21 protein-coding genes are annotated in these 25,074 nt (G+C 39.3%); 14 read left to right on the top strand and 7 right to left on the bottom strand.

The features are described 5' to 3' along the window. Positions 1-32 precede the first annotated feature (32 nt). Positions 33-707 (top strand): SIMPL domain-containing protein, encoded by a 675-nt coding sequence (locus HC175_RS11165; protein ID WP_168138569.1) that lies wholly within the window; start codon positions 33-35, stop codon positions 705-707. A 78-nt stretch (positions 708-785) separates the two neighbouring features. On the opposite strand, the gene HC175_RS11160 is transcribed toward HC175_RS11165, so the two are convergent. Continuing rightward, the gene (locus tag HC175_RS11160) at positions 786-1,907 is read right to left on the bottom strand and encodes a TlpA disulfide reductase family protein (protein ID WP_168138568.1); all 1,122 of its coding nucleotides are present in this window, start codon (positions 1,905-1,907) and stop codon (positions 786-788) included. 120 nt (positions 1,908-2,027) lie between these two features. Here HC175_RS11160 and HC175_RS11155 point away from each other — a divergent pair, with 120 nt between their 5' ends. Further along, positions 2,028-4,478: a GAF domain-containing protein gene (locus HC175_RS11155; RefSeq protein ID WP_235942595.1), complete on the top strand. Its 2,451-nt coding sequence runs from the start codon at positions 2,028-2,030 to the stop codon at positions 4,476-4,478. Here HC175_RS11155 and HC175_RS11150 read toward each other — a convergent pair. Next, positions 4,395-5,585 (bottom strand): Pycsar system effector family protein, encoded by a 1,191-nt coding sequence (locus HC175_RS11150; RefSeq protein WP_168138567.1) that lies wholly within the window; start codon positions 5,583-5,585, stop codon positions 4,395-4,397. The genes HC175_RS11155 and HC175_RS11150 overlap by 84 nt on opposite strands. Positions 5,586-5,640: 55 nt before the next feature. On the opposite strand from HC175_RS11150, the gene HC175_RS11145 reads away from it, so the two are divergent. Beyond that, positions 5,641-9,363, top strand: a complete 3,723-nt coding sequence (locus tag HC175_RS11145) for a metallophosphoesterase (protein ID WP_168138566.1) — start codon at positions 5,641-5,643, stop codon at positions 9,361-9,363. Positions 9,364-9,907: 544 nt separating this feature from the next. Here the strand turns inward: HC175_RS11145 and HC175_RS11140 are convergent. Further along, positions 9,908-12,193 (bottom strand): T9SS type A sorting domain-containing protein, encoded by a 2,286-nt coding sequence (locus tag HC175_RS11140; protein WP_168138565.1) that lies wholly within the window; start codon positions 12,191-12,193, stop codon positions 9,908-9,910. 118 nt (positions 12,194-12,311) lie between these two features. Between HC175_RS11140 and HC175_RS11135 the strand changes: the two genes are divergently transcribed. Next, positions 12,312-12,491, top strand: a complete 180-nt coding sequence (locus tag HC175_RS11135; protein WP_168138564.1) for a hypothetical protein — start codon at positions 12,312-12,314, stop codon at positions 12,489-12,491. A 146-nt stretch (positions 12,492-12,637) separates the two neighbouring features. On the opposite strand, the gene HC175_RS11130 is transcribed toward HC175_RS11135, so the two are convergent. The 4 genes from HC175_RS11130 to HC175_RS11115 all read right to left on the bottom strand — a co-directional run bounded on the left by HC175_RS11130 (position 12,638) and on the right by HC175_RS11115 (position 14,623). Next, positions 12,638-13,537, bottom strand: a complete 900-nt coding sequence (locus HC175_RS11130) for a mechanosensitive ion channel family protein (RefSeq protein ID WP_168138563.1) — start codon at positions 13,535-13,537, stop codon at positions 12,638-12,640. A 5-nt stretch (positions 13,538-13,542) separates the two neighbouring features. Beyond that, complete coding sequence (locus tag HC175_RS11125) at positions 13,543-14,034, bottom strand: Dps family protein (RefSeq protein WP_168138562.1); 492 nt, start codon at positions 14,032-14,034, stop codon at positions 13,543-13,545. Positions 14,035-14,070: 36 nt separating this feature from the next. Then, positions 14,071-14,394: a phosphoribosylpyrophosphate synthetase gene (locus tag HC175_RS11120; protein WP_168138561.1), complete on the bottom strand. Its 324-nt coding sequence runs from the start codon at positions 14,392-14,394 to the stop codon at positions 14,071-14,073. A 79-nt stretch (positions 14,395-14,473) separates the two neighbouring features. Beyond that, positions 14,474-14,623: a hypothetical protein gene (locus HC175_RS11115; RefSeq protein ID WP_168138560.1), complete on the bottom strand. Its 150-nt coding sequence runs from the start codon at positions 14,621-14,623 to the stop codon at positions 14,474-14,476. Between the two features lie 89 nt (positions 14,624-14,712). Between HC175_RS11115 and HC175_RS11110 the strand changes: the two genes are divergently transcribed. The 10 genes from HC175_RS11110 (at position 14,713) to cysD (ending at position 25,025) form a co-directional block, all read left to right on the top strand. Continuing rightward, entirely contained in the window at positions 14,713-15,726 is a 1,014-nt protein-coding gene (locus HC175_RS11110; protein ID WP_262887228.1) for a LacI family DNA-binding transcriptional regulator, read from the top strand. Between the two features lie 91 nt (positions 15,727-15,817). Continuing rightward, complete coding sequence (locus tag HC175_RS11105) at positions 15,818-16,825, top strand: SDR family oxidoreductase (protein ID WP_168138558.1); 1,008 nt, start codon at positions 15,818-15,820, stop codon at positions 16,823-16,825. An 85-nt stretch (positions 16,826-16,910) separates the two neighbouring features. Continuing rightward, a complete protein-coding gene (locus HC175_RS11100) occupies positions 16,911-17,285 on the top strand; it encodes a four helix bundle protein (RefSeq protein ID WP_168138557.1) in 375 nt (124 codons plus the stop codon). Between the two features lie 122 nt (positions 17,286-17,407). Further along, entirely contained in the window at positions 17,408-18,739 is a 1,332-nt protein-coding gene (locus HC175_RS11095) for a nucleotide sugar dehydrogenase (protein WP_168138556.1), read from the top strand. A gap of 132 nt (positions 18,740-18,871) precedes the next feature. After that, positions 18,872-20,266 (top strand): UDP-glucose 6-dehydrogenase, encoded by a 1,395-nt coding sequence (locus HC175_RS11090; protein WP_168138555.1) that lies wholly within the window; start codon positions 18,872-18,874, stop codon positions 20,264-20,266. 302 nt (positions 20,267-20,568) lie between these two features. After that, entirely contained in the window at positions 20,569-21,774 is a 1,206-nt protein-coding gene (locus tag HC175_RS11085; RefSeq protein WP_168138554.1) for a glycosyltransferase, read from the top strand. A gap of 170 nt (positions 21,775-21,944) precedes the next feature. Continuing rightward, positions 21,945-22,745: a 3'(2'),5'-bisphosphate nucleotidase CysQ gene (gene cysQ / locus HC175_RS11080; protein ID WP_168138553.1), complete on the top strand. Its 801-nt coding sequence runs from the start codon at positions 21,945-21,947 to the stop codon at positions 22,743-22,745. Further along, a complete protein-coding gene (locus tag HC175_RS11075; protein ID WP_168138552.1) occupies positions 22,735-23,202 on the top strand; it encodes a DUF2061 domain-containing protein in 468 nt (155 codons plus the stop codon). Before cysQ ends, HC175_RS11075 begins: the two co-directional genes overlap by 11 nt. 327 nt (positions 23,203-23,529) lie before the next feature. Beyond that, positions 23,530-24,120, top strand: a complete 591-nt coding sequence (gene cysC, locus HC175_RS11070; protein ID WP_168138551.1) for an adenylyl-sulfate kinase — start codon at positions 23,530-23,532, stop codon at positions 24,118-24,120. Then, on the top strand, positions 24,120-25,025 hold the full coding sequence (gene cysD / locus HC175_RS11065) for a sulfate adenylyltransferase subunit CysD (RefSeq protein WP_168138550.1): 906 nt from the start codon (positions 24,120-24,122) through the stop codon (positions 25,023-25,025). The genes cysC and cysD overlap by 1 nt, the downstream gene beginning before the upstream one ends. Positions 25,026-25,074: the final 49 nt, after the last annotated feature.

Below are 25,074 nucleotides of genomic sequence, written 5' to 3'. Positions count from 1 at the left end.
AATTGAAAAGCCATTATACAAACAAACTCAATATGAAAAATATCATCTTACTTTTTTGTTTTCTAACTGGTAGCATTTTATATGGTCAAAATGATCCAAAGCCAACAATAGCTGTAATGGGTACTGGAACAGTGAATGTTGTTCCAGACAGAGTCGTGATCAATTCGCGGATAGAACATACTGGAAATTCTGCAGCAGAGGTAAAAAAACAAAATGACCAGGTTGTCAATGATGTAATTAAATATTTGAAATCACAAGGTGTGGAAGCAAAAGATATTCAAACAGAATACATCCGTCTCAATAAGGAAGTAGATTACAATACTAAAGAGATTTATTACTCGGCAAACCAGGCAATATCAATTCAATTAAAGGACCTTAGGAAGTATGAGACCGTCATGAGTGGTTTACTTAAAACCGGGCTTAATAGAATTGACGGGGTGGAATTTAAAACCTCTCAAAAAGAACAGCTCCAGGCAGAAGCAAGGCAAAAGGCTGTTTTAAATGCAAAAGCTAAAGCCGAGGAATATGCAGAAGCATTAGGTCAGGAGTTAGGAAAGGCCATTAGCATGGAAGAAGTGCAGACAGATCATTTTCAACCTGTATACAGAATGGAAATGAAAGCCGACAGCAGTTCAGGCCAGCAGACAATTGCTCCCGGTGAAATGGAAGTGACAGTGAAAGTGAATATCTCTTTCCTGCTTTTATAAGGAACTATATAATATGCTGAAAAAATAAATGGGAGCTCTACGAGCTCCCATTTTGCTTTTTTTTGGTACTCGATCGTCTTATTTCAAAAGCTCGCCCACCTTTTCTCCCAGCGCTGGACCTCTAAGATCTTTGGCTACAATAGTTCCATTTTCATCGAGCAGAAAGGCAGCAGGGATAGCACGAACTCCATATTCCGTCGCAATAGGATCCTGCCAGAACATGAGGTTTGAAACGTGATTCCATTGTTCGAGATTGTCATCTTGTATGGCCTGTAGCCAGCGATCTTTCTGGTCTGGCCTATCGAGCGAAACCTGAATAATGTTGAACCCCTGGTCATGATATTTCTTATACACCTCCACGATGTTTGGGTTCTCGACACGGCAAGGGCGACACCATGAAGCCCAGAAATCAACAAGAGTAACCTTTCCCAAAGCATCTTTTAGAGCAAGTTGCTCGCCGGTTGGAGTAGGTGCGGTAAATTCAGGTGCTTTACTACCAACTGCAGTTTTACTCATTCTATCCAAATTTGCTTTTAGATCCTGGGCAAGAGATGATTGTTTCACGCTCTCATCCAGGGATTCAAAAAGGGCATTAAGTTCAGAGGCTGAGAAAGCCTGGCTATTCATCATATCCTGTATGATCATAATAGAAACAATAGATCCAGGATTATCCCTCACAATTTGAGATTTAGTGGCTTTGTCTTCATTGGCCAATTGTTGCTGAGTTTCCTGAAGTGTCTTAAGACTTACAGTATCTTGAGAATTGTATGCTGTTCTCATAGCGTTATTTGCGGCCGTCATTCGTTCGTTTGTATGACGAATCTCTTTGAGATAAGAACTCAGAACAGCATTATCTTTCCCACCCGAAATTTTTGATACATAAATGCTGTCAGGATAGATCTCAAAAGAAATGGGAACATTATCTGCGATATATATGAGGTTTCCTCTGGTTCCTTCTACATTAAGGAAACTGATTGTAGGTTGGTCTTTTTTAGGTAAATCCAGGCTAAATTTTCCTTCAGACACTATTGCAGTATCAATAGGCACCGCCTGGGTGTTAGTGTCATTAAATTCAGAAATAAATATTTTAGTTCCATCCTCTACATTTTGAATGGTTCCACTGATAGAATATCCTTGCTCCTTGTCTTCTCCGCAGGAAATAAGGGTAAGGACTAAAAAAAGTATAAATAAATTACGCATAGTTTTTTCATTTTGAACAAAAATAAACAACGGCTCCAATCTTTGAGGGTTTAATAGATAAAATATTGTTAATATCAGGTAGCGGATTTATCAGGGGGTTAAATTGATTATTTTTAAAGTATGAAGGAACAAAAGGATTTCCCCCTCGATATTAGAATAAGCTTTCACAAGATTATAGAGCAGTATCGAAAACAATTAGAAACGGAGAACAGTGAGATTTCCAGAAACTATATTGAAAGAATGCTGGACTACATTTCTAGATTTCCGGCGTTAACTAATGGTATTGAGAATATCGAAGATCTTGTAAAGCTGAAAGATCCTATTCGGATCCTTATGAAGGACCTCTTTCCTGAAATTCTTTCGGATACACAGATCAAAGCCATCTCTGTACCGTTTCATAATATAGTATTCAATTCTACTAAGAAATTCCGTGAGATCCTGAAGTGTGCAGGGGAAGATTTTTCTCTATCCATGAGAAACCTGAATGAAGATCTTGATTACATATATGGCTGCATTCTCATTCTTAACTCTTACTACCATTATGAAATTGATTTCTCAAGGCCCCTTTATTATGACATACCCGACGACAAGGGTATCCTAAGACATTATCGTATTGATCTTAATTCCGATTTTCTTGAAGTTGAACCGGGAGTTGGCCACAAAGCAATTACAGATGAAGATGTTGATCAACTAATTCAAAACATTGAAGATGTTGACTTATGGAAGAAAAAATTCCCTCCAAAAAGTTGGGTTTTCAGAGGGTTCACTATAATTTCTCTTACCGATGTTACTGTAGATGACGCAATATCAGATCTCAAAACAACTTTACTTCAAAGAAATGCTTCAGGAAAGGAAGAAATTGAAAGATTTGAGGAGATCTTTAAATCAATTTATAAAGTTCCAGATGTAAAGGTTGGTTTTTCAATGTACAACGAGCAGGAATCAACTTTTGAGAGAATGCTTAGTAACCGTGCACCAAGTTATTTACTTCGGAATAATAAGGAACTTGACTGCCGAGCTGCACTCGATGAAACGGCCTTTCAAAAGCTCGTAAATGATCACCACTACTTTAGTATTCCTGATGTGGAGCGCTTCGCTGAGCAATCTGCCACTAATCACCTGGCAGCATCATTAAAAGCTGCTAATGCTAAAAGTGCAATTATTGCACCTATAGCCAAGAATGGAAATTTGCTTGGCCTTCTGGAACTGGTTGCATTTAATAAAAATGAATTGAATAGTGTAAATGCCACGAAACTTGAAGATATTCTTCCATATATAGTAACAGCTGTAGAGAGAAGTAAATCTGAATTTGAGAACAGAGTCAAGGCTGTAATCCAGGGAGAATGTACCTCCATTCATCCAAGTGTGCTATGGATCTTTGAGAAGGAAGCCAGAAGATTTATAAGAGACCTGGATGAAGATGGTCTGGCTTCTTTCAAGGACATTACTTTTGAAGATGTTTATCCTCTTTTTGGAGAAATAGATATAGTAGCATCTTCTGAAGCCAGAAATGAAGCAATTCAAAAGGACCTTCTTGATCAACTGGATTTTATTGAGAAAATAGTCTGCGAAGCAGAGGAGATCGAGCACCTGGATATTTATGAACAGGTGAAATTCAGGATCAAAGAATTTCAGGAAGAGTTTTCGGAGAGTTTAAATGCTTCCAGTGAACAGAAGATTTACAATCTCCTCCAGAGGGAAATAGCACCGGTAATGGCTCATATTGAAAAACAGACGCCCTCACTGAAAAATAAGCTGAAGGAGTATCAGAAACAGATCAACTCAGAAACCGGAATTATCTACAATCATCGTAAAAACTACGATGAAGCTGTCCAGCAGATCAACCGGACCATGGCTCGCTATATTGACAGGAAGCAGGTTGAAGCACAAAAGATCTATCCTCATTATTTTGAAAGGTATAAAACCGATGGCGTAGAACATAACATTTATATTGGTGCCTCCCTTACTAATAATAAGGTGAAACCTTTTGATGAAGTTTACCTTTTTAATTTGAGGTTATGGCAGCTTAGTACCATGTGTGAAATGGAGAATCGCTTTTACCAGATCCAGGAAAATATGCCTTTAAAGCTGGAAGCAGCTTCTTTGATATTGGTGTACAATACCACCCTTTCTATAAGATACAGAATGGATGAAAAGAAATTTGATGTTGATGGAACTTATAATGCCAGGTACGAGATCATTAAGAAAAGAATAGACAAGGCGAGTGTAAAAGGATCTGAAGAAAGAATTACCCAAAAAGGTAAAATAGCCATTGTTTATTCCAACCGGAGCGATGAGCGAGAGTACCTCAGATATATTAAATACTTGCAGTCTAAAAATTACCTGGGTACTAAAGTCGAAATGCTGGAGCTCGAGGACGTGCAGGGTGTGATTGGTTTAAAAGCTATACGCGTTGATGTGTTGTACCACCTGGAAGGAGAAAACAACAACGATCAGGTTTTTACTTATGATGATCTAGAAAATGTACTAAACAAGGTAGTAAGTGACAATAAAGCTCAGGACAGTGAGGATGATGCCCACCATAAAGATCGTATAAGTAATTCGGAGTAAATAATATTTTCGATTCAGAACCACGCCCAGCATGTAAAGATCTTTCATTAAGGATTCATAAACATCTGTTTGATTGTTCAGGATCTCGTGCATTGCCCATTCAAACTGTTCATAGGGCATACGATGAAAATTTCCAAAGAATAGTACGTTCACGTCACCATTTTTCACTTGCTCCCTTGTAAATTCTCCCGAAGTTACATTAGGTCTGGTAGACATAATTGCACCAATAATTGATGCTACGCTAAAGAGCATAAGTATAAAAGTAGGAATCATAACCGTAGTTCCGGCGTTTGAAGGTGCTGTGAGATCTGGAATGAGATTGGCAATTGCAAGGGAAATAATAATAGCGTTGACAGAAAGGAGGATGTTAGCTTTTGTGTCGGCTATATCGCTTAATTTCAAATGATTTCTCATGGTAACCCGGAACAGAGTTTGGATGCCACGATCTGGGCTCTTGTCCTTATACTTCACCTTTAGGCGAGCCTTTTCTTCCTCTTTGGCTAATTTCTTTTTGGCTTTTCTTTCTTTTTCCAGTAGCTCAAAAAGATTTTTATCCTTTTGCTCCTTCCAGTTCTTTCTTGCATAAGGAGTATAATACTGATGAACTTCTGTAAAGAGTTCAATATTTTGCTCTATCCACTCGCGATGACTAAAGTTCTTGATCTTTTGTAGTTTCAGTTCCTGACGCAAAAATTCGCTTGTCTCTTCAAAATAATCTTTCGCCAAATGAGAGGTGTCAGCATCTTTAAGGATCATCTCAAGTTCATCCTGAGGATTTGCCTCCATCTTGGAAGCCTTGATGATACGCGTTACATTTTCTATGAGTTCCTTGTCGGCTTTATTTTCTGTAAGCCACTTTTCAGCTATTTGAACGCTTTTCTCCTCATGCCCCGTGTAAGCCTCCGTATAACCTGTATCATGAAGCCAGGCAGCGAGCAGGAGTGCCTCCTCCTGTTTAACAGGAATTTCAGACTTTTCAATTAATTCTTTACTACTTTTAACTACTCTCTGAGTATGCTTAAAATTATGGTAAATGAAGGTATTTGGAAGTTTTTCGCTGAATAAATCCTGTACAAATTTTTCGGCTTTCTCAATAAGAGGTGTCATTCAATTGGAGTTAGGTTCAAACCAAATTACAAAAAAATCCCCCCAATAATTTTGTATGAAAAAAAATAACATATTTCTAACACTACTAGTGTTTATAGTCATTGCGGGATGTTCCCCTCATCTAAATAAACTTTACTACGCAAAAGACGAACCTACTAAGGATTTTGGCTACCCTGAGGATAAGCCTGTTGAGAAATCCTTTTATCTTTTAGGCGATGGCGGCTATTCCCCACCAGGAGGTTCTTCTGAGGCGCTACTTGCTTTTAAGACCTATATAGATTCTGTAAAACAGATTGGAAATTATACTATCTTTTTGGGAGACAACGTCTATCCAGCTGGCCTTGTTGCCGAAGATCATCCAGAAAGAGAATTAATGGAGTACCGCCTGGATGCACAAATCGATGCAGTAGAGAATTATGACGGAAATTTGTTTTTTATTCCCGGGAATCACGATTGGTACAATCAGGGATTAACTGGTTTAAAGAGACAGGTGGATTATTTACAAGAAAAATTGGAAAGAGACGACGTTTACTATCCAGAACCTGGATGTGGATTTGCCTCTATTGAGATAACTGATAATATTCAGGTCATCGTCGCAGAATCCCAATGGTTTCTGGAAGACTGGAATAAACACCCAAAAATTAATGATGACTGCCCCGATATCAAGACTAGAGAAGCATTTTTTCAGGAGATAGACAGTGAATTAAAAAAGAATCAGACAAAGACAGTAGTGTTTGTTATACATCATCCCCTTTATACCAATGGTTTGCACGGAGGGAAGTTTAGTATCAACAATCATCTTTATCCTACTCAAAGAAAGCTTCCCCTTCCTATTTTAGGCACCCTTGTTAATTTCATGAGAACTACGGGTGGCGTCACTAGTACTGATATTCAGAATGAACGGTACAAAGGGATGAGAAAACGAATTGAAACTATTGCCAAAAGATGGGGGAATGTAGTTTTTGTATCTGGTCACGATCATTCCCTTCAGTATATTGAACATGATGAGATCAAACAAGTAGTATCTGGCTCTGCTTCAAAAGCTTCTTATGTCGGGCTAAGAAATGACGGGCTGTTTGCATATTCTGGCCAAGGGTTTGCTGCACTTGATGTGTTTGAGGATGGTTCTTCCTGGATAAGCTTTTACGGGAGTCAGGAAAATAAACCAACTTTGCTTTACCAAAAGGAAGTTATTCCTGCGCCTACTCCTTTTAACACAGATACCTTAGCAACTAACTTTCCCAATACTATTCTCGCCTCGGTTTACGAACCTCGAGATACTACGGTTTCAGAAGTATATGAAAGTATTTGGGGTGACAGGTATAGAGATCTATATGGAACTAGAGTTGAAGCACCTGTTGCTGTCCTAGATACTTTATATGGCGGACTTCAAGTAGAAAGAGCTGGAGGCGGACATCAAACCCGCTCCTTAAGGTTGAAGGACAAAGAAGGACGAGACTATAACATGAGAGCCTTGGAAAAAAGTGCTGTGCAGTTCCTTCAAACAGTTGCATATAAAGACACTCCGGTCGAAACGAAATTTGAAAATACATTGGCCGAAGATGTTATTAAAGATTTTTATACCTCGGCCCATCCATACGCATTTCTGGCAATTCCGACTTTGTCGAAGGCGGCCGGACTGTATCATACGAATCCGCAGTTGTTTTACGTTCCGAAACAAAAGGCACTAGGTGACTATAATAGTGAATACGGGGACGAACTTTATATGATCGTAGAACGGCCGGAAGAAGGCTGGAAAGGCTACGAACCTTTTGGCGGTCCAGATCACGATATACAAAGTACCTCAGGAGTGTTCGAACGCCTGCGACGTGATGAAAAATATAATGTGGATGAGTCGCTATATATCCGTGCCAGGATCTTTGACATGCTGGTAGGAGATTGGGATCGCCACGAAGATCAATGGCGCTGGGCAGAATTTGAGGATGTAGAAGGGAATCATTTGTTCAGGCCCATTCCAAGAGACCGGGACCAGGTATTTTCAAATTTTGACGGAGCATTTTTTAATACCCTTCGTGGTTTGACAGGTTTTGCCAATCAATTTGCTGTTTATGATGAGAATATAAAGGATATAGAATGGTTCAATTCGGCTGCTGTTGGTTTGGACCGAAGCCTTATTCAGAATGTGGACAGAGATGAATGGCTGAAGCAGGCAAATATTCTTCAGAATGAAATAACAGATGAAGTAATTGAAGCGGCCTTTGAAAAACTTCCGAAGGAAACACGAGGCGAATCAACTGAAAATATAATAAAGAACCTTAAAGCGCGTCGTAATAATCTTATTGACATTACTGAAAGGTACTATAACTATTTCGCGAAGATCGCCATTATTTCAGCAACAGATAAGGACGATCATATAGAAATCGAACGTCTTCCTGCAGGTGAGACCAGAGTAAGTATTTTTAGAATTAAGGATGGAGAGAAAGCTGAAGTGGTGAGCGATAGAACCTATAAACCGCAATACACTCAGGAATTATGGGTTTACGGATTAGATGATGATGATATTTTTGAGGTCTTCGGAACAAATACAGCTCCCATTAAGGTGCGCATTATTGGGGGACAAAACAACGACATCTACAGGATCAAAAAGGGCAAAAACGTAAAGGTTTATGACCACGAGACTTTGCCGAATACGGTAGTGGAAAGGGGAGGAGCAGATTTCAATTTCACGGATAATTATGAGGTAAATGTTTTTGACAAGGATCGCAGAATCTACACTACGAGCTCGGTACTACCTGCAATAGGATATAATCCCGACGATGGTTTTCAAATTGGGATAAGTGCTAATTACACAAAATTTGGCTTCCGCAGGAATCCTTTTACAGCACAACACAGATTTAGAGGGGGCTATTATTTTGCAACACAAAGTTTTGATTTAAGATATCAAGGAGAATTTGCTCATTTCTTTGGAGAATATAATTTTTTACTGGGAGCTCATTTTACGAACCCCAGTTATACCAGGAATTTCTTCGGAATGGGTAACGATACACCAGATTTTGAAGAAGAGTTTGGAAAGGATTATAATCGGGTACGAATAAGTCGAATTGGAGCTGAAGCCGGAATTGCAAAGCAAACCCCATTTGGCAGGTACTACCAGCTGAAAACTACTTTTGAAGGAGTTCAGATTGAGCAAAATCCTGAACGATTTATTTCAGAATACTTTCCTGAAAGTGCCGATTTCTATGAGAGGCAATATTTTGCCGGCATTGAAGGACTTTTCAGATATGAAAGTTATGACAATGTCTTAAACCCTACCAATGGAATGAGATTTGAACTTAATGTAGGAGGTAAATTAAACACTTCAGAAACTGAAAATATTTATGGATACCTCAATCCATACCTTGGTTTTTATAGAGCGGTAAGCCGAAACAGAAAAATCGTGGTGCATTCCAGAGTAAATGGGCAAATGAATTTTGGAGATGATTTCGAATTTTATCAGGCTGCAACACTTGGAGGTGCAGAGCATCTTAGAGGATATAGAGAAGAAAGATTTTCTGGAGAAAGTGCCTTTGTTTGGGGAACCGATCTAAGGTATAGTTTTAATGAATTTAAGACCTCCTTTGTGCCTTTACAGATAGGGGTTTTTGGCGGCTATGACGTTGGAAGGGTTTGGCTGGATGGAGAGGACAGCAATGTGTGGCATGACAGTTATGGACTGGGCTTTTGGATCACAGGAGCAGATGCCATTTCAGGGAGATTCAATCTCTTTACAGGAGGAGAAAAACCGAGGTTTAGCTTTAGTATAGGAATGAACTTTTAAAAGAAAAATTATTATTGGTAGAGCGAATGCTTACGACCTGGAGAGATTTTCGCAACACCGACTTTTTTGGCTTTTAGAACACCATGCTGTTCAATTTTTTAGCAAGCATGAGACGTATCTTAAAGCAAGGAACTGAATTGAATTTTAATTTATCTGCAAGCCTAACCTTCTTCCTAAATTCTATGTTCTGAAGTTCACTGTAGAAGGATAGATAAGAGAACAAGAGTGGAGACACTGCGGATAATTAAATGGTTTACCAATTTCATGGGAAGAACTCCATTCCGCTAAAAATTTCATTATAATTTAAGAGAGCGGTGGGCCACATAATTAGTATGAATTCGGAATGATCGATTTTTAGATTGTTTCAATCATAATTCATTTATCTCAACTTGTGTATCAATTACAGCGGAAGATAATATCATATTTCCTAAAATCAAATTGCAGCCGCAATTAAACATTCTGGACTTCAGTTCAGATCAGTTTTGGAAAAAAATAAAAAAGGCTGCCCTTTCAGACAGCCTTAGGTACTCCCATCATTCAGGATCTACTTTTTAACTAATCGTTTTATTACTTTTCCTTTAGGTGTCGTGATTTCCATTAGATACATGGCAGTATTTAAATCTGTGAGATCTAAATTTTTCCAATTTTCTAGTCTTGTAAATTTTCTTATTACATTTCCTTGAAGATCCAATACTCGCACAGATAAAATATCCTCAGTGCTTGAAAGATTTACCACTCCATTTCCTGGATTTGGGTACATGTTAACCTCATCTTGATTTGAATTAGGAGTGGTTACAGTAATGTAAATATAGGCAGAATCGTCCGGACAGGTCTGATTTGAACTTGTTACAGTATATTTATACTGACCTCCTGCATCTACAGCCGGATTGAAAATCGTATTGCCACTTTGCAATGGAGGATGGACGCTGCCACCACTATCTGGAGCTCCAAGTATTGAAGATTTCATGAAGTCAACAATATCAAACGCGTCATCAGAACTTTTAACCGAAATAAAAGTTGTGGCTCCAGCGTTTGGTGAAGTTAATAGATCTACTGTTACAGCCACTCTATTTGCACAGGTGTTTGCACCATCTCCGGCATAATAGGTTATTCCATCCACCAGAAACTCTTCCCAAGACAATGGTTGGTCAGCATCAGCTGTTGGATACCATGCCAGATCATTAGACTCTGCAGAAAGATGTTTTATCGCCGGCCTGTAATAATTATTCCCGGTGCCCTCGGACTCACAGAAGCTTTGTAAGGTCTCAGCTACTGTCGGACAGTTTTCAGGATCCTGTTGGTTCAGGACCACTGTTATTATCGCGGTATCCTCACAACTTCCTGAAGTCACGGTGTACTCATAATTGCCCAAAGTATCAACCTGTGGGTTAAACACATTTGTTCCGCTGGCAAAGGTTGGATTCCATTTTCCGTTAGTGGCTACGCCTTCTCCTAAATGTTCTCCCAGATCTGCAGGAGATTGGGAATTTAGAGCAATAGTCCTGTCTGCTCCCGCATTAGGAGTGGGATTTACAGTAATATAAACTACTGCTTCGTCATCGGGACAAGAATTGTTTAGACTATTTACATGATACCTGTAGGTGCCTGAAACGTCCAAAGAAGGATCAAATACAGAAGTGCCGCTGGTAAATTGAGGTACAAAATATCCTCCTTCATCGGGTGCGCCAAGAATGGAAGGTTTCATTAAAGTCAGGACATCAACCGGCTCATCAGCACGACAAAATTTAAGAAAGGTTGTAGCTCCAGCGTTCGGTGAGCTTAAAAGCTTGACTGTTACAGGCACTCTATTTGCACACGTGTTTGAAGCATCGCCTGCATAATAGGTCCTTCCGTCCACTAGGAACTCATCCCATGATAATGCTTCTTCAGAATCAGCTGTGGCATACCATGCAAGATCATCAGACTCTGCAACCAAATGTTTGATGGCTGGCCTGTAGTAATTATTACCAGTGCCCTGAGATTCACAGAAAGTCTGAATGCTTTGGAATACTGTCGGACAATTCTCAGGATCTTGCTGATTCAGCACCACAGTTATAATGGTGGTATCCTCGCAAGCTCCTGAATTAACAGTGTACTCATAAGCACCCAAGGCATCAACCTGCGGGTCAAAAACATTTGTTCCGCTGGCAAAGGATGGATTCCATTTTCCGTTAGTGGCTACGCCTTCTCCTAAATGTTCTCCCAGATCTGCAGGAGATTTGGAATTTAGAGCAATAGTTCTGTCTGCTCCCGCATTAGGAGTGGGATTCACGGTGATGTATATCACCGCTTTGTCATCAGGGCAAACATCATTATTGCTTTTCACATGATATTCATAACTACCAGATGCATCTACAGAAGGATCAAATTCAGTAGTACCGCTGACAAATTGAGGTATAAAGTATCCTCCTGCATCGGGTGCGCCAAGAATGGAAGGTCTAATTAATGTCAGCACATCTACCGGCTCATCAGTATTACAGAATATAATAAAAGTTGTTGCTCCTGCGTTTGGAGCGTCAAAAATTTTCACAACAACCTCAATGCGTTGATTACATTCGGCATTCCCTGCGAAGTAGCTCGCACCGTCGCTTAGCAGATGGTCTTCAGGGAGAGGATCATTCGATTCAGCTGTTTCATACCAATGGATTCCGCCCCCGGTATCCGTTGCCACTAAATCGAGAACCATAGGGAGGTGGTAATTATTCCCGGTTCCTTCAGAAGCACATAGCTCCTGAGTCTCATTTTCTACAATGGGACATTTGGAATTGTTTTCCTGACTGTAAAGCTGGAAAAAGCCCATTGTAAGTACAAATAGTAAAATTTTTTTCATAGTAGAATGGTTTTTAAATACTCATTAAAAATAAATATTCTACCCGTGGAAAATTCTTACTAATGTCTTAAAGGATAATATAATAGGGGAAAACCCTACCAAAAAAATAGTTAAATCAATGGCTGGAAATTTCGTCAATACCTTACTAACTTCTTTTAAGTTACTCTTTGAACCTTTTTCAAGGGCAAAAGGTCAACAGGATAAAAAACTATCCTCAACTACTGCATCTAAATTAGATCATTTATACATGAGAAGAATGAGAGGAATGAGAGGAGTCTTTATTAAAACTGTGGGATAAGTAGCTAATTCTGTTATGCTGAAAATGCTTCAGCATTAAATAAAAATAATTATAAGAATGGTCTCAGTATTCCTGTATATAGTGTAGATTGTTTCAGCATCTCTTAAAGGAAAGGGAGACGAATGGCTCACAAAAATCTATCACTCTTATAATTCGTTCTCTCCTGAAATAGGCTTCTGAATATTAAGACTATTATTGAATTCGAGCGTACGTATTGGGAATGGAATGTTGATGTTGTTTTGGTCATACACCTTTTTCATCGCGATAATCGCTGCACTCCGAGCAAGAAGAATATCTCTGTTTGAGGTAACTTCTGTCCAGAATCTTACTACGAAATTTATAGAGCTATCTCCAAATTCATTATACATAAATTCTACCTCTTCATTCCCTTTTTGGGGGTATAGTTCAGAAACGGTTTGAATTGTTATTCGTTTCACCATTTCAAGATCTGAATTATAAGCTACACCACAATTGACCATCACCCTGGATCTCGACGTCCGTGAAAAGTTTTTAAAGGGCGCATCAATAACCTGGGAATTCGGTATGACTACATAATTATTATCTGCTTCTCTTATGACAATACTTCGTAAATTGATCTCTATAACTCTGCCGGCATAGCCATTGTTTTCTATCCAATCTCCAATTTGGATCTCAGGGAGAAAACTTAGAAGAATACCTGAAAATGTATTATTTAGAGTACCCTGTAATGCTAATCCTATCGCAAGACCAACTACCCCTGCACCTGCCAGGACTGAGGTTAATACCTTGTCTAGATTAAGAAGGCCAAGGGCAACAAAAAAACCTATGGCCACTATGACCACTTTTATGATTTTAATGGTGATCTCCCGAATGGAATCCTGCCTTACTTTAAATCTTAATACTTTGTGTAGGATTTTTCCAAAGTACTTAGCCCCCAGTACAAAAAGAGAGAAAACCAGAATGGCCAAAAGAAAATTAGGCAAACTTAGGATCAAAGAATCCATCCATTCGCCTAATTTATCCCAGATCCCTTCAATGGAATCATCAAAATTAAATCCTTCGCCCATTTAAATTAAACCGGCTTATGTTGTTCAGAAGTTTTCATTTTCCAGGCATCAAGCATCCAGCTTGTTTTTTCGAGTTCTCTAATATATGCACCTATCAAATCTATTGTTCCTTCGTCTCCCCCTTTTTCTGCCACTTCAACTACTTTGCGCATTTGCTTAAGAATAGTACCGTGATCGTCTAAAAGATTGGCTATCATTTTAGAATCGGATAGGTCAGACTTCGATTCCTTCAAATTGGATTTTTCCAGATAATCACTCAGGTTACTAGTCGGCTGATAGCGTAGAGTCAAAATTCTTTCTGCAATTTCATCGATTTTTATCTTCGCATCATCATACAATTCTTCGAATTTTTCATGAAGATCAAAAAAGTTTTTTCCGATCACATTCCAGTGATAATTTCTTAATTTCTGATAGTAAAGGTGGTAATCTGCAAGGAGAATGTTTAACTCCTGAACTGTATTTGATGTTTTCTTTTCTTCAAGTCCTAAGTAGCTCATAATTTATTTTTCTGGGTTAATTTTTATTGGATTTTTTTAATCGGATATAGGACGATTCTTTTTAAGGTCGAGCTTTTTCATCAGTTCATCGGAAATCTGTCCTGAAGAATAATTGAAGCCATCGATCAAAACTCCTTTCTTGCCTCTGGAGGTTGTAACTGCATAAATCGTAGCTTCATCACCAGGGTTGGAAGGTCCTTCAAAGCGATATACTTCATCCACAATAAAATCCTGTGCAAGAAATTCTTCTCTTTCTGAAGGTGATTTTATTTTTTCATCCAGGAGATTGAAATCTTCTTCATAACCGTATTCGAGGCGAAGCATGTTCAATGTCTGGGAAACGGTACCTTTTGGTTTCATTTCTTCTAATTTATTATTTAGGCTTAATTTACGGCTGTACCCTGGCGTTTGCAAATAGCTGCTTATCTTTAGTAATACTTTAACTCTGTCTATTCTTGTCCTTATCATTATAAGAGAAGATTCCTAAAGGTAGGGCTAAAATAAAAAAGTAATACCAGCCTGTGACGAAACCTATGATGGTTACTATGGCAGCAAGAATATAGAACCATGTTTTCTTGTTGTTTCTCATTTTTTTCTTTTATAAAATGTGGAACTGCTCATTTAATATCGCTCAATTTAAGAGTGTCTTTCTTACATTTGTAGCTCACCCTTTATAAGTTGCGAATGAAAAGCAGAATTACCCTGAAGGAGTTGGCCAAATTATTAAACGTTTCTGTCTCTACAGTTTCAAAAGCTTTGAATGACAGTCCGGAAATTAGCCCTAAGACCATAGAACGAGTTAAGGAACTAGCTGCTCTTCACAAATACCGACCAAACCCTACTGCTGTTAATCTTAAAAGTAGTAAAAGTGGAACTATTGGAGTGATCATACCTAATATAGCAAATTCTTTCTTTGCTAAAGTTCTTTCGGGAATGGAGGAAAAAGCACAAAAAGAAGGTTTACAGGTCATTACTTATATTTCGAACGAATATATTGAAAAGGAGAGGCATATATCAGAGCTCCTTACCTCTGGATATGTGGATGGAGTGTTGATTGCTATAGCGGAAGAAACGCAACGAAAAAAAGAATTTGAACATATAGAGAATATTATTGATTTTGATATTCCAGTGGTATTGTATGACCGCATTGGTTTTGAAATGCCCGTCGATAAAGTGGGTATAGATGACCATAGAGTATTCTATGAAGCCACTAAAGATCTTCAGAATAAAGGAGTGAATAAAATAGGAATAGCGACCTCCATTCATCACATGGGAGTAGGCAAATCGCGTATTAATGGATATAAGGAAGCATTAAGAAAGAATGATACTTTTTACATAGCCAATTCAGCCAAGATGGAAAGCCTGACAGAAAAGACGTTGAAGATGTTGTTGGAGGATAAAGTTGAAGCTGTTCTTTGTAGTGATTTTGATAGTACAATGTTGACCTATCGCCTGGCTTATGAGCATGGATTACGAATCCCTGAAGATCTAAAGATCATAGGTTTTATTCGAGGAGGTCTGGCAAAATATCTTACCCCTTCTGTGAGTTATGTGGATCAATCACCTCACAAGATTGGTGAAAAGGCAATGGAGGTGCTCATTAATAGAATAAACAAAAAGGACGCTACGCCAAAAACAAAGTATATTATTGAGACGAACGTAGTACATCTTGAATCCACCAGGTTTGATTAACTTCGGGTTCTTTAAGAGGAAATTAGGAATTACCATTCTTGAAAATTTTATCTTTGGCGGGTATTTTAAAATTCAACCCAAATTATAATTAATGAACAGCAAACAATTTGAATTGCTGGGTTCTTCAACAGTATTAGTAACCGGGGGTGCCGGGTTTATTGGATCCAATCTTTGTGAGACACTTCTCGAGCTTAATACTGAAGTCATATGCCTTGATAATTTCGCGACAGGAAAAAGAGAAAATCTATCTGCAATCTACGATCATCCAAAGTTTACTTTAATAGAAGGAGACATTAGAGATCTTGATGATTGTAAAAAAGCAGTTGCCGGGGTGGACTATGTTTTGCACCAGGCAGCTTTAGGATCGGTTCCACGATCTATTAATGATCCTATTACCAGTAATGATGTCAATATTTCTGGATTCCTGAACATGTTGGTTGCTTCAAGGGATGCTGGTGTAAAAAGATTTGTTTATGCGGCAAGTTCCTCCACTTATGGAGATTCTGAAGCCTTGCCAAAAGTGGAAGATAAGATTGGCAAACCTTTATCTCCTTATGCCATTACGAAATATGTAAATGAGCTCTACGCCGATATTTTCCATACTACTTACGGTTTAGATACGATTGGCCTTCGGTATTTTAATGTCTTCGGAAGAAAACAGGATCCGCATGGAGCATATGCTGCCGTAATTCCAAAGTTCGTGATTCAATTCATGAAACATGAAAGCCCTGTAATCAATGGGGACGGTACCTATTCCAGGGATTTTACTTATATAGATAATGTGATCCAGATGAACCTTTTGGCATTAACAACCGGGAATCAGGAAGCGCTGAATCAAGTATATAATACTGCAGTTGGGGATAGGACAAATCTTAGAGAACTAACGCAACTTCTGAAGAAATATCTTTCAGAATATGACCCTGAAATAGCTAAAGTAGAAGTAAAGCACGGACCCAATAGAGCAGGTGACATTCCTCACTCGTTGGCATCTGTAGATAAAGCCAAAGAATTATTAGGTTATGAGCCTCAATACAAGATCGAAGCAGGACTAAAAGAAGCTGTGGAGTGGTATTGGGAAAACTTAGGACGAGAAGACTAGGGGGAAGAGGAGATTTGGAGACTGGGAGAGTTGGAGAAAGTCGGTTTGGAGAAGGAAAGACAAGGAGATAGTGAGTTGTGGAAAAATGGAGAAAATAAAAACACATAAAGATCTTAGAGTTTACCAGCTTTCGTTTGAAGCAGGAATGGAAGTATTTGTGATGTCGAAAAAATTTCCGAAAGAAGAAAAATATTCTCTCATCGATCAGATAAGAAGGTCCTCAAGATCTGTATCTGGAAACCTCGGAGAAGCATGGCGGAAACGCAGGTATGAAAGAGCTTTTGTAGCAAAATTATCAGATTGTGAAGGTGAAGCCGCAGAAACTCAGGTATGGCTTGATTATGCTTTGGCCTGTAATTATATTAATGAAGAAGAACATGCTGCTATTTTCGCAAAATATAACAGCATCATTGGCATGATAGTCACAATGATTATTAATCCGGATAAATGGACACTTTGATAGGTGGGGACTAGTTTTTAGGAGATTGAGCGACTGGGAAAAAAGAAGAGCCAATTTCCGAGTCCCCAAATCCCCATTAGAACAATTAATAATAGCAGAACAAAAAATCTAAATATCATAGAATGAATCTTTCAAATACAAATAAAAACTCCCCAAGTCCCCAGGTCCCCACGTCCTTCGCTCCTAAAATAGCAGTTGTAGGCTTGGGCTATGTTGGGCTGCCTCTAGCAAGATTATTTGCAACTAAATATCCTGTAGTAGGATTTGATATCAATAAGAGGAGAGTTGAAGAATTAAGACAGGGCAAGGACACTACTCTGGAGGTGGAAAATAATGTTCTGCAAGAGGTTCTTGTGAATTCACCTTCCAATGATAATGGATTATATTGTACAGCCGAGCTTCAAGACATCCAAGAGAGCAATTACTACGTAATTACAGTACCTACTCCGGTAGATAAAAATAATCGTCCAGACCTTACACCCCTTTACAAGAGTAGCGAATCTGTCGGGAAGGTGCTGAAGAAAGGAGATATAGTGATCTATGAATCCACTGTGTTCCCCGGGGCAACAGAAGATGAATGTGTGCCGGTACTGGAGAAAACGAGCGGGTTAAAATTCAATGAAGATTTCTTTGTAGGCTATTCTCCGGAAAGAATAAATCCGGGGGACAAGGAGCATACGGTTGAAAAGATCTTAAAGGTCACTGCAGGCTCTACTCCCGAAGTAGGAAAGAAAGTAGACGAGCTGTATGCATCAGTAATTACTGCAGGAACGCACCTGGCGCCCACGATTAAAGTTGCAGAAGCAGCAAAAGTAATTGAGAATTCTCAGCGTGATATTAACATTGCATTTGTCAATGAACTGGCAAAAATCTTCAATATGATGGACATCGATACACAGGATGTATTGGAAGCCGCCGGTACCAAATGGAATTTCCTTCCATTCAAGCCGGGACTCGTGGGTGGGCATTGCATTGGAGTAGATCCTTATTATCTCGCTCAGAAGGCACAGGAAATCGGCTATCATCCTGAGATCATTCTCGCCGGGAGAAGAATGAATGATTCTATGGGACAATATGTGGCTTCAGAAGTAGTGAAGTTGATGCTCCAGAATGACCATAAGGTCAAAGGAGCCAATATTCTTGTACTGGGAATTACCTTCAAGGAAAATTGTCCTGATGTTAGAAACACTAAGGTTGTTGATGTCATTAAGAACCTGAAGGAATATGGAACTAATGTTACCATTTATGATCCATTAGCCGATCCTGAAGAAGTTAAGCATGAATACGGACTAACCACCACCCGGGAATTGCCTGAAGGAAAATTTGAGGCTGTAGTTTTGACTGTTGCACATAAAGAATTCCTGGACCTTGATCTGGATCAGTTGAAAAATGGCAAAACGGTTGTTTATGATGTTAAAGGAGTGCTGGGGGAAAGGTGTGATAAAAAACTTTAATTAGTTATAAGTGATTAGTGATTAGTTAATTGGTAATGAAAATATTCGAAATAAGCTTTTGACCAAAATTATATTTGAATAGCAAATCAAAAATCCGCGGAATCTGCTAAAATCCGTGTAATTAAAATAAAAATGGAAATAAGAAACATCTGCTGCATCGGCGCAGGCTATGTAGGAGGACCTACCATGGCGGTTATAGCACAGAAATGTCCGAAAGTAAAAGTTACGGTTGTAGATATTAATGAAAAGAGGATTAAGCAATGGAACAATCCCGATGTGGAGAAGATCCCGATATATGAACCCGGACTGTCAGAAATAGTGAAGGAGGCCAGAGGCCGAAATCTCTTTTTTTCAACTGATGTTGACAAGGCTATTGATGAGGCAGATATGATCTTCATTTCGGTAAATACTCCTACGAAAACCTACGGAATTGGAAAGGGAATGGCAGCCGATCTTAAATGGATAGAGTTATGTGCCCGTCAAATTGCTGAAGTCTCTAAAACAGACAAGATCGTAATAGAAAAATCTACTTTGCCAGTACGTACAGCTGCAGCTTTAAGGGATATTCTGGATAGTACCGGGAATGGTGTGAAATACCAGATCCTATCTAATCCCGAGTTTTTAGCAGAGGGTACGGCAGTAGAAGATCTGAGGAATCCAGATCGTGTCCTCATTGGTGGTAACATCGACACAGAAGAAGGCAGAGAAGCTATGGAAGCCCTTGTTAACATTTATGCTTCATGGGTGCCAAGAGAGAAGATCTTAACGACCAATGTGTGGTCATCAGAGCTTTCAAAATTAACAGCTAATGCTTTTCTTGCTCAAAGAGTATCCTCAATTAACGCAATGTCTGAGCTCTGTGAAAAGACCGGAGCAGATATCAATGAAGTTTCTAAAGCCATAGGAATGGATAGCAGGATAGGTCCGAAATTCCTGAAGGCATCTGTCGGTTTTGGAGGCTCCTGTTTCCAAAAAGATATTTTGAACCTGGTATATATTGCTCGTACTTTTAATTTAAAAGAGGTGGCTGATTACTGGGAGCAGGTGATTCTGATGAATGATCATCAGAAAAGGCGTTTTGCAGCCAACATGGTCCAAACCATGTATAACACAGTGGCCGGAAAAAAAATTGCCATTTTAGGATGGGCGTTTAAAAAGGACACAAACGACACCCGGGAGTCTGCAGCAATTTATGTGGCAGATTACCTTCTCAATGAACAGGCTGAGATCGTTGTATATGATCCAAAAGTGACTGAAGAACAGGTTTATTCAGATCTTGATTACCTTGGAAGCAGGAGCGGGGATGCAAACAGACAGGCAGTCACAGTAGTAGACTCTCCATATGAAGCATGTGAAGATGCACATGCCATCGCAGTCCTTACAGAATGGGATGAATTTAAAGAGCTGGACTGGCAAAAGCTATATGATCAGATGTTGAAGCCGGCATTCCTTTTTGACGGCAGAAGGCTTTTGGAGCCAAAGACCAAAAAAGATATTGGTTTTGAATTCTATGCGATAGGGAATTAAATTTTGGATTTCACGGAATTATTGGGATTGCGCAGATTATTGTGTATTTCACTGAATTTAGAAAAGGAATAATTGTACTTGCATTTGGAGGGATAATTTTTTTTAGCTTTGGAGAATGAAAAATCATTTTTTTTTGCATTATAGAATGTTTTTTTAATGCTAATCCTTTTTAACCCAATTCATAACTATCCGTGTAATTTGCTTTCATTCGTGTAATTCGCAATTATCCATAATATTGGCTGAACTACAATTTATACCGGGATTTGATTAGGAATTCAAAAAAAAAGACAGCAATTTTCATTATGCCACGCTCCAGCAGTGCATGGGAGGGTGCTGAGGCCCTATGGATCACCGCGGCTGGATGGGCTGTGGCTGCAGAGCAAATTCTGGGAAAAGCAGTTGTGGTCACATCAGATAAAATTTCGAAGCCCAAAGAAGTTTATAATTTTCCTTTAATCAGGGAGAAAAACAGGAGAAAGGCGAGGGTGTGGGAGCAGTTTATCCCTGTTTTTTTCAAGATTTTTTACCATGATCTCTTAACTTGGAAAAAGAATAGGAACTGGGGGATTATCGAAAAATTAGAAGTCGAAAGGGAAGATGTGAAACTTGTCTGGGAAAAGCATGATCTATACAAAGGCCCGGGCAGGAAATTAGCCGATGAGTTAGGTGTTCCCCTGATAAGTTATGTTCATGCTCCCGTAGTATGGGAAGCTTCCCGGTGGGGGGTTAAAAGATTTTTTTGGGGAAGATTTCTGGAGAACCTCGAAGCTAAAAATTTACGAAAAGCAGATATTGTTGCAGTAGTTTCAGAAGAGGTCAGAAATAAGGTTTTAAAAATGGGAGTTCCGGCAAATAAAATTATAATTTCTCCCATGGCAGTAGATATCAGTCTTTTTTCTAAAGGTTATTCGGAGCATATACTGGATGAATTAAAACTTGAAGATAAATTTGTAATTGGGTGGACAGGTAGTTTTAGAAATTTTCACGGCCTTGATCATGTCATTAAAGCATTTAAAAAAGTTGTTACAGAGCATTCCCATGCCAGGCTTATGCTAATAGGAGATGGTGCTGAAAGACTAAGGTCCGAAGATCTTGTTGATGCTTTAAACATCAGAGACAAGGTGATCTTCACCGGGAGAAAGAAATTCAGGGACATTCCATGTCTTATTTCGCTGTTCGATATGGCAATTGTAAGTGCCCGGAGTGCAGAGGAATTCCATTACTCACCGTTAAAATTACGGGAATACATGGCTGCAGGAAAACCCGTCCTTGCTCCCAAAGCCGGGGAAATAACATCTACTTTTAAGGAGGGAGAAAGCATTAAATTATTTGATGCCGGTGATATAAATAGTATTAGACAGGGAATTACTTTTTTTCTTGAAGATCCTGAATCGCGCAAAAGAATTGCCTGCAATGGATATAATTTTATTAAGATTGCCGGTACCTGGGAAATAGAAGTTAAAAAAGCACTTAAAAAAATAGGAGAATTAAATTCGTCTGTTTCTTGAATTAGCTGTAGAACTATTAGTCAGCCGAATCAAAATTTAATAACTGAATTTATTGATAGGAACGGATTAGGTAACTAGAAGGTTTTTTTCTTGCAATAAAAAAACAAAAACATCTTTTTTTGTAATTCCAATTTTCCCCCTTTTAAATCTCGGTGTATATTTGGCCCCTGATGAAGGAACATTTAAGAACAGCAATAGAGGCTGCACTTGCAGCCGGGAAAGAGATAATGAAGGTTTATCTGGAAGAGGATTTTCAGGTGGAAATGAAGTCTGATGCATCTCCTTTGACCGTAGCTGACAAAAGAGCGAATGACCTCATCAATTTCTATTTACAACCTACAGATATCCCGATGATAAGTGAAGAAAATGAAGAGCTTTCCTATGAGGTAAGAAAGCAGTGGAAGGATTGCTGGATTGTGGATCCTCTTGATGGTACGAAGGAATTTATTAATCGCAATGGAGAATTTACAGTCAATATCGCTTTAGTTTCTGAAGGAATCCCACAATTAGGAGTAATTTTCGCCCCGGCCCTCGATTTGCTTTACTTTACCTTGGTTGTAGAAAAAAAAGCTTATAAAATTAGTATCCCTTCCGGCGTAGTAGATATTGATCATATTTTGATGTCTTCAAAAGAAATCCGGCCGGTAAGAAGTCCAGAGCTAATAAAGGTGGTCGGTAGCCGTTCTCATATGAATGAGGAAACCCAACGATTTATAGATGAACTGAAAAAGACAAAGCAGGAAGTTCAGGTAGTTTCGAAAGGAAGCTCACTAAAATTTTGTTTGTTGGCAGAGGGGGAAGCCCATTATTATCCCAGGTTCGGTCCCACTATGGAGTGGGATACTGCGGCGGGACAGGCCATTTGTGAGGCGGTAGGTTATTCCTGCAAGTTTAGCCATACCGGTAAGAGCATAAATTACAACAGGGAAAACCTAAGAAACGATAACTTTGTAGTTTCTTATGAAAGATAGCTCCTATAAAAGACATATTGCCAAGACCGTTACCTGGAGGATGGTAGGGACTTTGGATACAATTCTTCTGACCTGGCTGATTTCCGGTAATCCCGTTACGGGATTAAAAATAGGGTTTGCAGAGTTCATTACAAAAATGATCCTTTATTATTTTCATGAGAGATTATGGTTTAAGGGGGAACTTAAGATTACGGCCGGCAAGTGGTCCAGTAGAAAAAGGCATATTGCTAAAACAATTTCCTGGAGAGTAGTAGGTACCGTCGATACAATGCTGCTGGCATGGATCATTACAGGAAGTCCTTTAACCGGAGTAAAAATTGGATTGGCAGAGGTTATTACCAAAATGATTCTGTACTACCTACACGAACGTACCTGGTATAGAGTTGACTACGGTCTGCCGGGAAGGAGACGCAAAGCCGAAGAAGTGGTGGAAGTGAAGGAACAGGTGAAAGGGTGACAAGGAGACTGGGAGACTGGGGGACTTGGAGACGGGGAGACTGGGGGACTGGGAGACTGGGGGACGTGGAGAAAAGTATTCAGTGGTCAACACAAAAACTCAAAGCACCAAATTCCAAATCCCAAAAAGAGACATGAAAATTTTAATAATTAAAACTGAACAAATATCAATTTTTCGATTTTTCCTATCTCGAATTAACGATTCTCGATTCTCGATTCTCGATTCTCGATTCCCGATTCCCGAATTAACGATTTAACGCATTAACCAGTTAACCAATTAACCAATCCCCAATTGACGAATTAACGAATCCCGAATTAACGAAAAACAATGGCCAACATCATAAAACACAAATACCACATAACTCGTCAAGACCGAAACCGGCAGAACAAACATGGTTCGTTGGTTCTCTGGTTTACCGGCCTCTCAGGATCAGGGAAGTCTACTATTGCAAGTAAGCTGGAAGAATGGCTGTTTAAGCAGGGAATACGGGTTTATGCTCTGGATGGAGATAATATTCGCAGCGGACTTAATAAAGGACTAAGCTTTACCAGGGAAGATCGCTTAGAGAATAACCGCAGGATTGCTGAAGTCGCAAAATTATTCATGGACGCAGGAATGGTAACTATCACGGCCTTTATTTCCCCTTTAAAAGAAGACCGGGAGCAGGCAAGGGAAATTATTGGGAAGAACAATTTTCTGGAAATTTATGTGAACACTCCTCTTGAGATCTGTGAAGAAAGAGATGTAAAGGGTTTTTATGAAAAAGCACGGGCAGGTGAGATTGAAAACTTCACAGGAATAAGTGCTCCCTATGAAGCTCCGGAATCTCCCGATTTTGAGATCAGGACGGAAGAAGAATCTGTAGAGGAATCCGTGGAGAGGCTGGTAAAATTTCTCGAACAAAAAATGAAATTATAATGAGTAAATATTTCCTGAATTACCTTGATGAACTGGAATCGGAAGCCATATTTATCCTGAGAGAAGTCTGGGCTCAGTTTGAAAACCCCGTGATCCTGTTTTCAGGCGGGAAGGATTCAATTCTCGTGACGCACCTCGCCAAAAAAGCCTTTTATCCCGCTAAAATTCCCTTTGCTTTACTACACGTAGACACCGGTCATAATTTTCCTGAAACCATTCAGTTCAGAGATGATCTTGTAAAGGAGCTGGGGGTGAATCTTATAGTTGGTTCTGTCCAGGAGTCGATCAATAATGGGCGAGTAGCTGAAGAAAAAGGAAAAAATGCCACCCGGAATGCCTTACAGATTACCACACTTTTGGATACTATTGAGGAACACAGGATAGACTGCGCTATTGGTGGGGGTAGAAGAGACGAAGAAAAAGCAAGAGCAAAAGAACGTTTCTTTTCTCACCGTAATGATTTCGGAGAATGGGATCCAAAAAATCAGCGACCGGAGTTATGGAACCTGCTAAACGGAAAACATTTTGAAGGAGAACATTTTCGTGCTTTTCCTATAAGCAACTGGACGGAAATGGATGTATGGAATTATATTAGGAGAGAAAACATTGAGATACCTTCTCTGTACATTGCACATGAAAGAGAGGTAGTTTGGAGAAACAATTCCTGGATTCCTGTTTCTGAATTCCTGAAGCTAGAGGAAGGAGAAAGAACTCAAAATAAGAAGATACGCTTCCGCACCCTGGGAGACATCACTATCACCGGGGGAATAGAATCTGAAGCAGACACCCTTGAGAAGATAGTGCAGGAGGTCTCTGCTATGAGAAAAACAGAGAGAGGGGATAGATCAGATGATAAAAGGAGTGAGACAGCGATGGAGGATCGTAAAAAACAAGGCTACTTTTAAACGCGAAGTGTCGCGAATTAATACGAATTAAAGCGAATTGGTACGAATT

The sequence above is a fragment of the Salinimicrobium oceani genome (genome assembly GCF_012037645.1).
The sequence above is the reverse complement of the archived record's forward strand: the minus strand, read 5'-3'. Positions and strand labels throughout refer to the sequence as shown.

Bases quoted from the DNA above. Each gene is read 5' to 3' on its own strand.
- cysD (WP_168138550.1), top strand. From the start codon at position 24,120: ATGAGTAAATATTTCCTGAATTACCTTGATGAACTGGAATCGGAAGCC.
- HC175_RS11095 (WP_168138556.1), top strand. From the start codon at position 17,408: ATGAATCTTTCAAATACAAATAAAAACTCCCCAAGTCCCCAGGTCCCC.
- HC175_RS11075 (WP_168138552.1), top strand. From the start codon at position 22,735: ATGAAAGATAGCTCCTATAAAAGACATATTGCCAAGACCGTTACCTGG.
- HC175_RS11155 (WP_235942595.1), top strand. From the start codon at position 2,028: ATGAAGGAACAAAAGGATTTCCCCCTCGATATTAGAATAAGCTTTCAC.
- HC175_RS11115 (WP_168138560.1), bottom strand. From the start codon at position 14,623: ATGAGAAACAACAAGAAAACATGGTTCTATATTCTTGCTGCCATAGTA.
- HC175_RS11100 (WP_168138557.1), top strand. From the start codon at position 16,911: ATGGAGAAAATAAAAACACATAAAGATCTTAGAGTTTACCAGCTTTCG.
- HC175_RS11090 (WP_168138555.1), top strand. From the start codon at position 18,872: ATGGAAATAAGAAACATCTGCTGCATCGGCGCAGGCTATGTAGGAGGA.
- HC175_RS11150 (WP_168138567.1), bottom strand. From the start codon at position 5,585: ATGACACCTCTTATTGAGAAAGCCGAAAAATTTGTACAGGATTTATTC.
- HC175_RS11120 (WP_168138561.1), bottom strand. From the start codon at position 14,394: ATGAAACCAAAAGGTACCGTTTCCCAGACATTGAACATGCTTCGCCTC.
- cysC (WP_168138551.1), top strand. From the start codon at position 23,530: ATGGCCAACATCATAAAACACAAATACCACATAACTCGTCAAGACCGA.
- HC175_RS11145 (WP_168138566.1), top strand. From the start codon at position 5,641: ATGAAAAAAAATAACATATTTCTAACACTACTAGTGTTTATAGTCATT.
- HC175_RS11125 (WP_168138562.1), bottom strand. From the start codon at position 14,034: ATGAGCTACTTAGGACTTGAAGAAAAGAAAACATCAAATACAGTTCAG.
- cysQ (WP_168138553.1), top strand. From the start codon at position 21,945: ATGAAGGAACATTTAAGAACAGCAATAGAGGCTGCACTTGCAGCCGGG.
- HC175_RS11135 (WP_168138564.1), top strand. From the start codon at position 12,312: ATGGCTGGAAATTTCGTCAATACCTTACTAACTTCTTTTAAGTTACTC.
- HC175_RS11130 (WP_168138563.1), bottom strand. From the start codon at position 13,537: ATGGGCGAAGGATTTAATTTTGATGATTCCATTGAAGGGATCTGGGAT.
- HC175_RS11085 (WP_168138554.1), top strand. From the start codon at position 20,569: ATGCCACGCTCCAGCAGTGCATGGGAGGGTGCTGAGGCCCTATGGATC.
- HC175_RS11165 (WP_168138569.1), top strand. From the start codon at position 33: ATGAAAAATATCATCTTACTTTTTTGTTTTCTAACTGGTAGCATTTTA.
- HC175_RS11140 (WP_168138565.1), bottom strand. From the start codon at position 12,193: ATGAAAAAAATTTTACTATTTGTACTTACAATGGGCTTTTTCCAGCTT.
- HC175_RS11160 (WP_168138568.1), bottom strand. From the start codon at position 1,907: ATGCGTAATTTATTTATACTTTTTTTAGTCCTTACCCTTATTTCCTGC.
- HC175_RS11105 (WP_168138558.1), top strand. From the start codon at position 15,818: ATGAACAGCAAACAATTTGAATTGCTGGGTTCTTCAACAGTATTAGTA.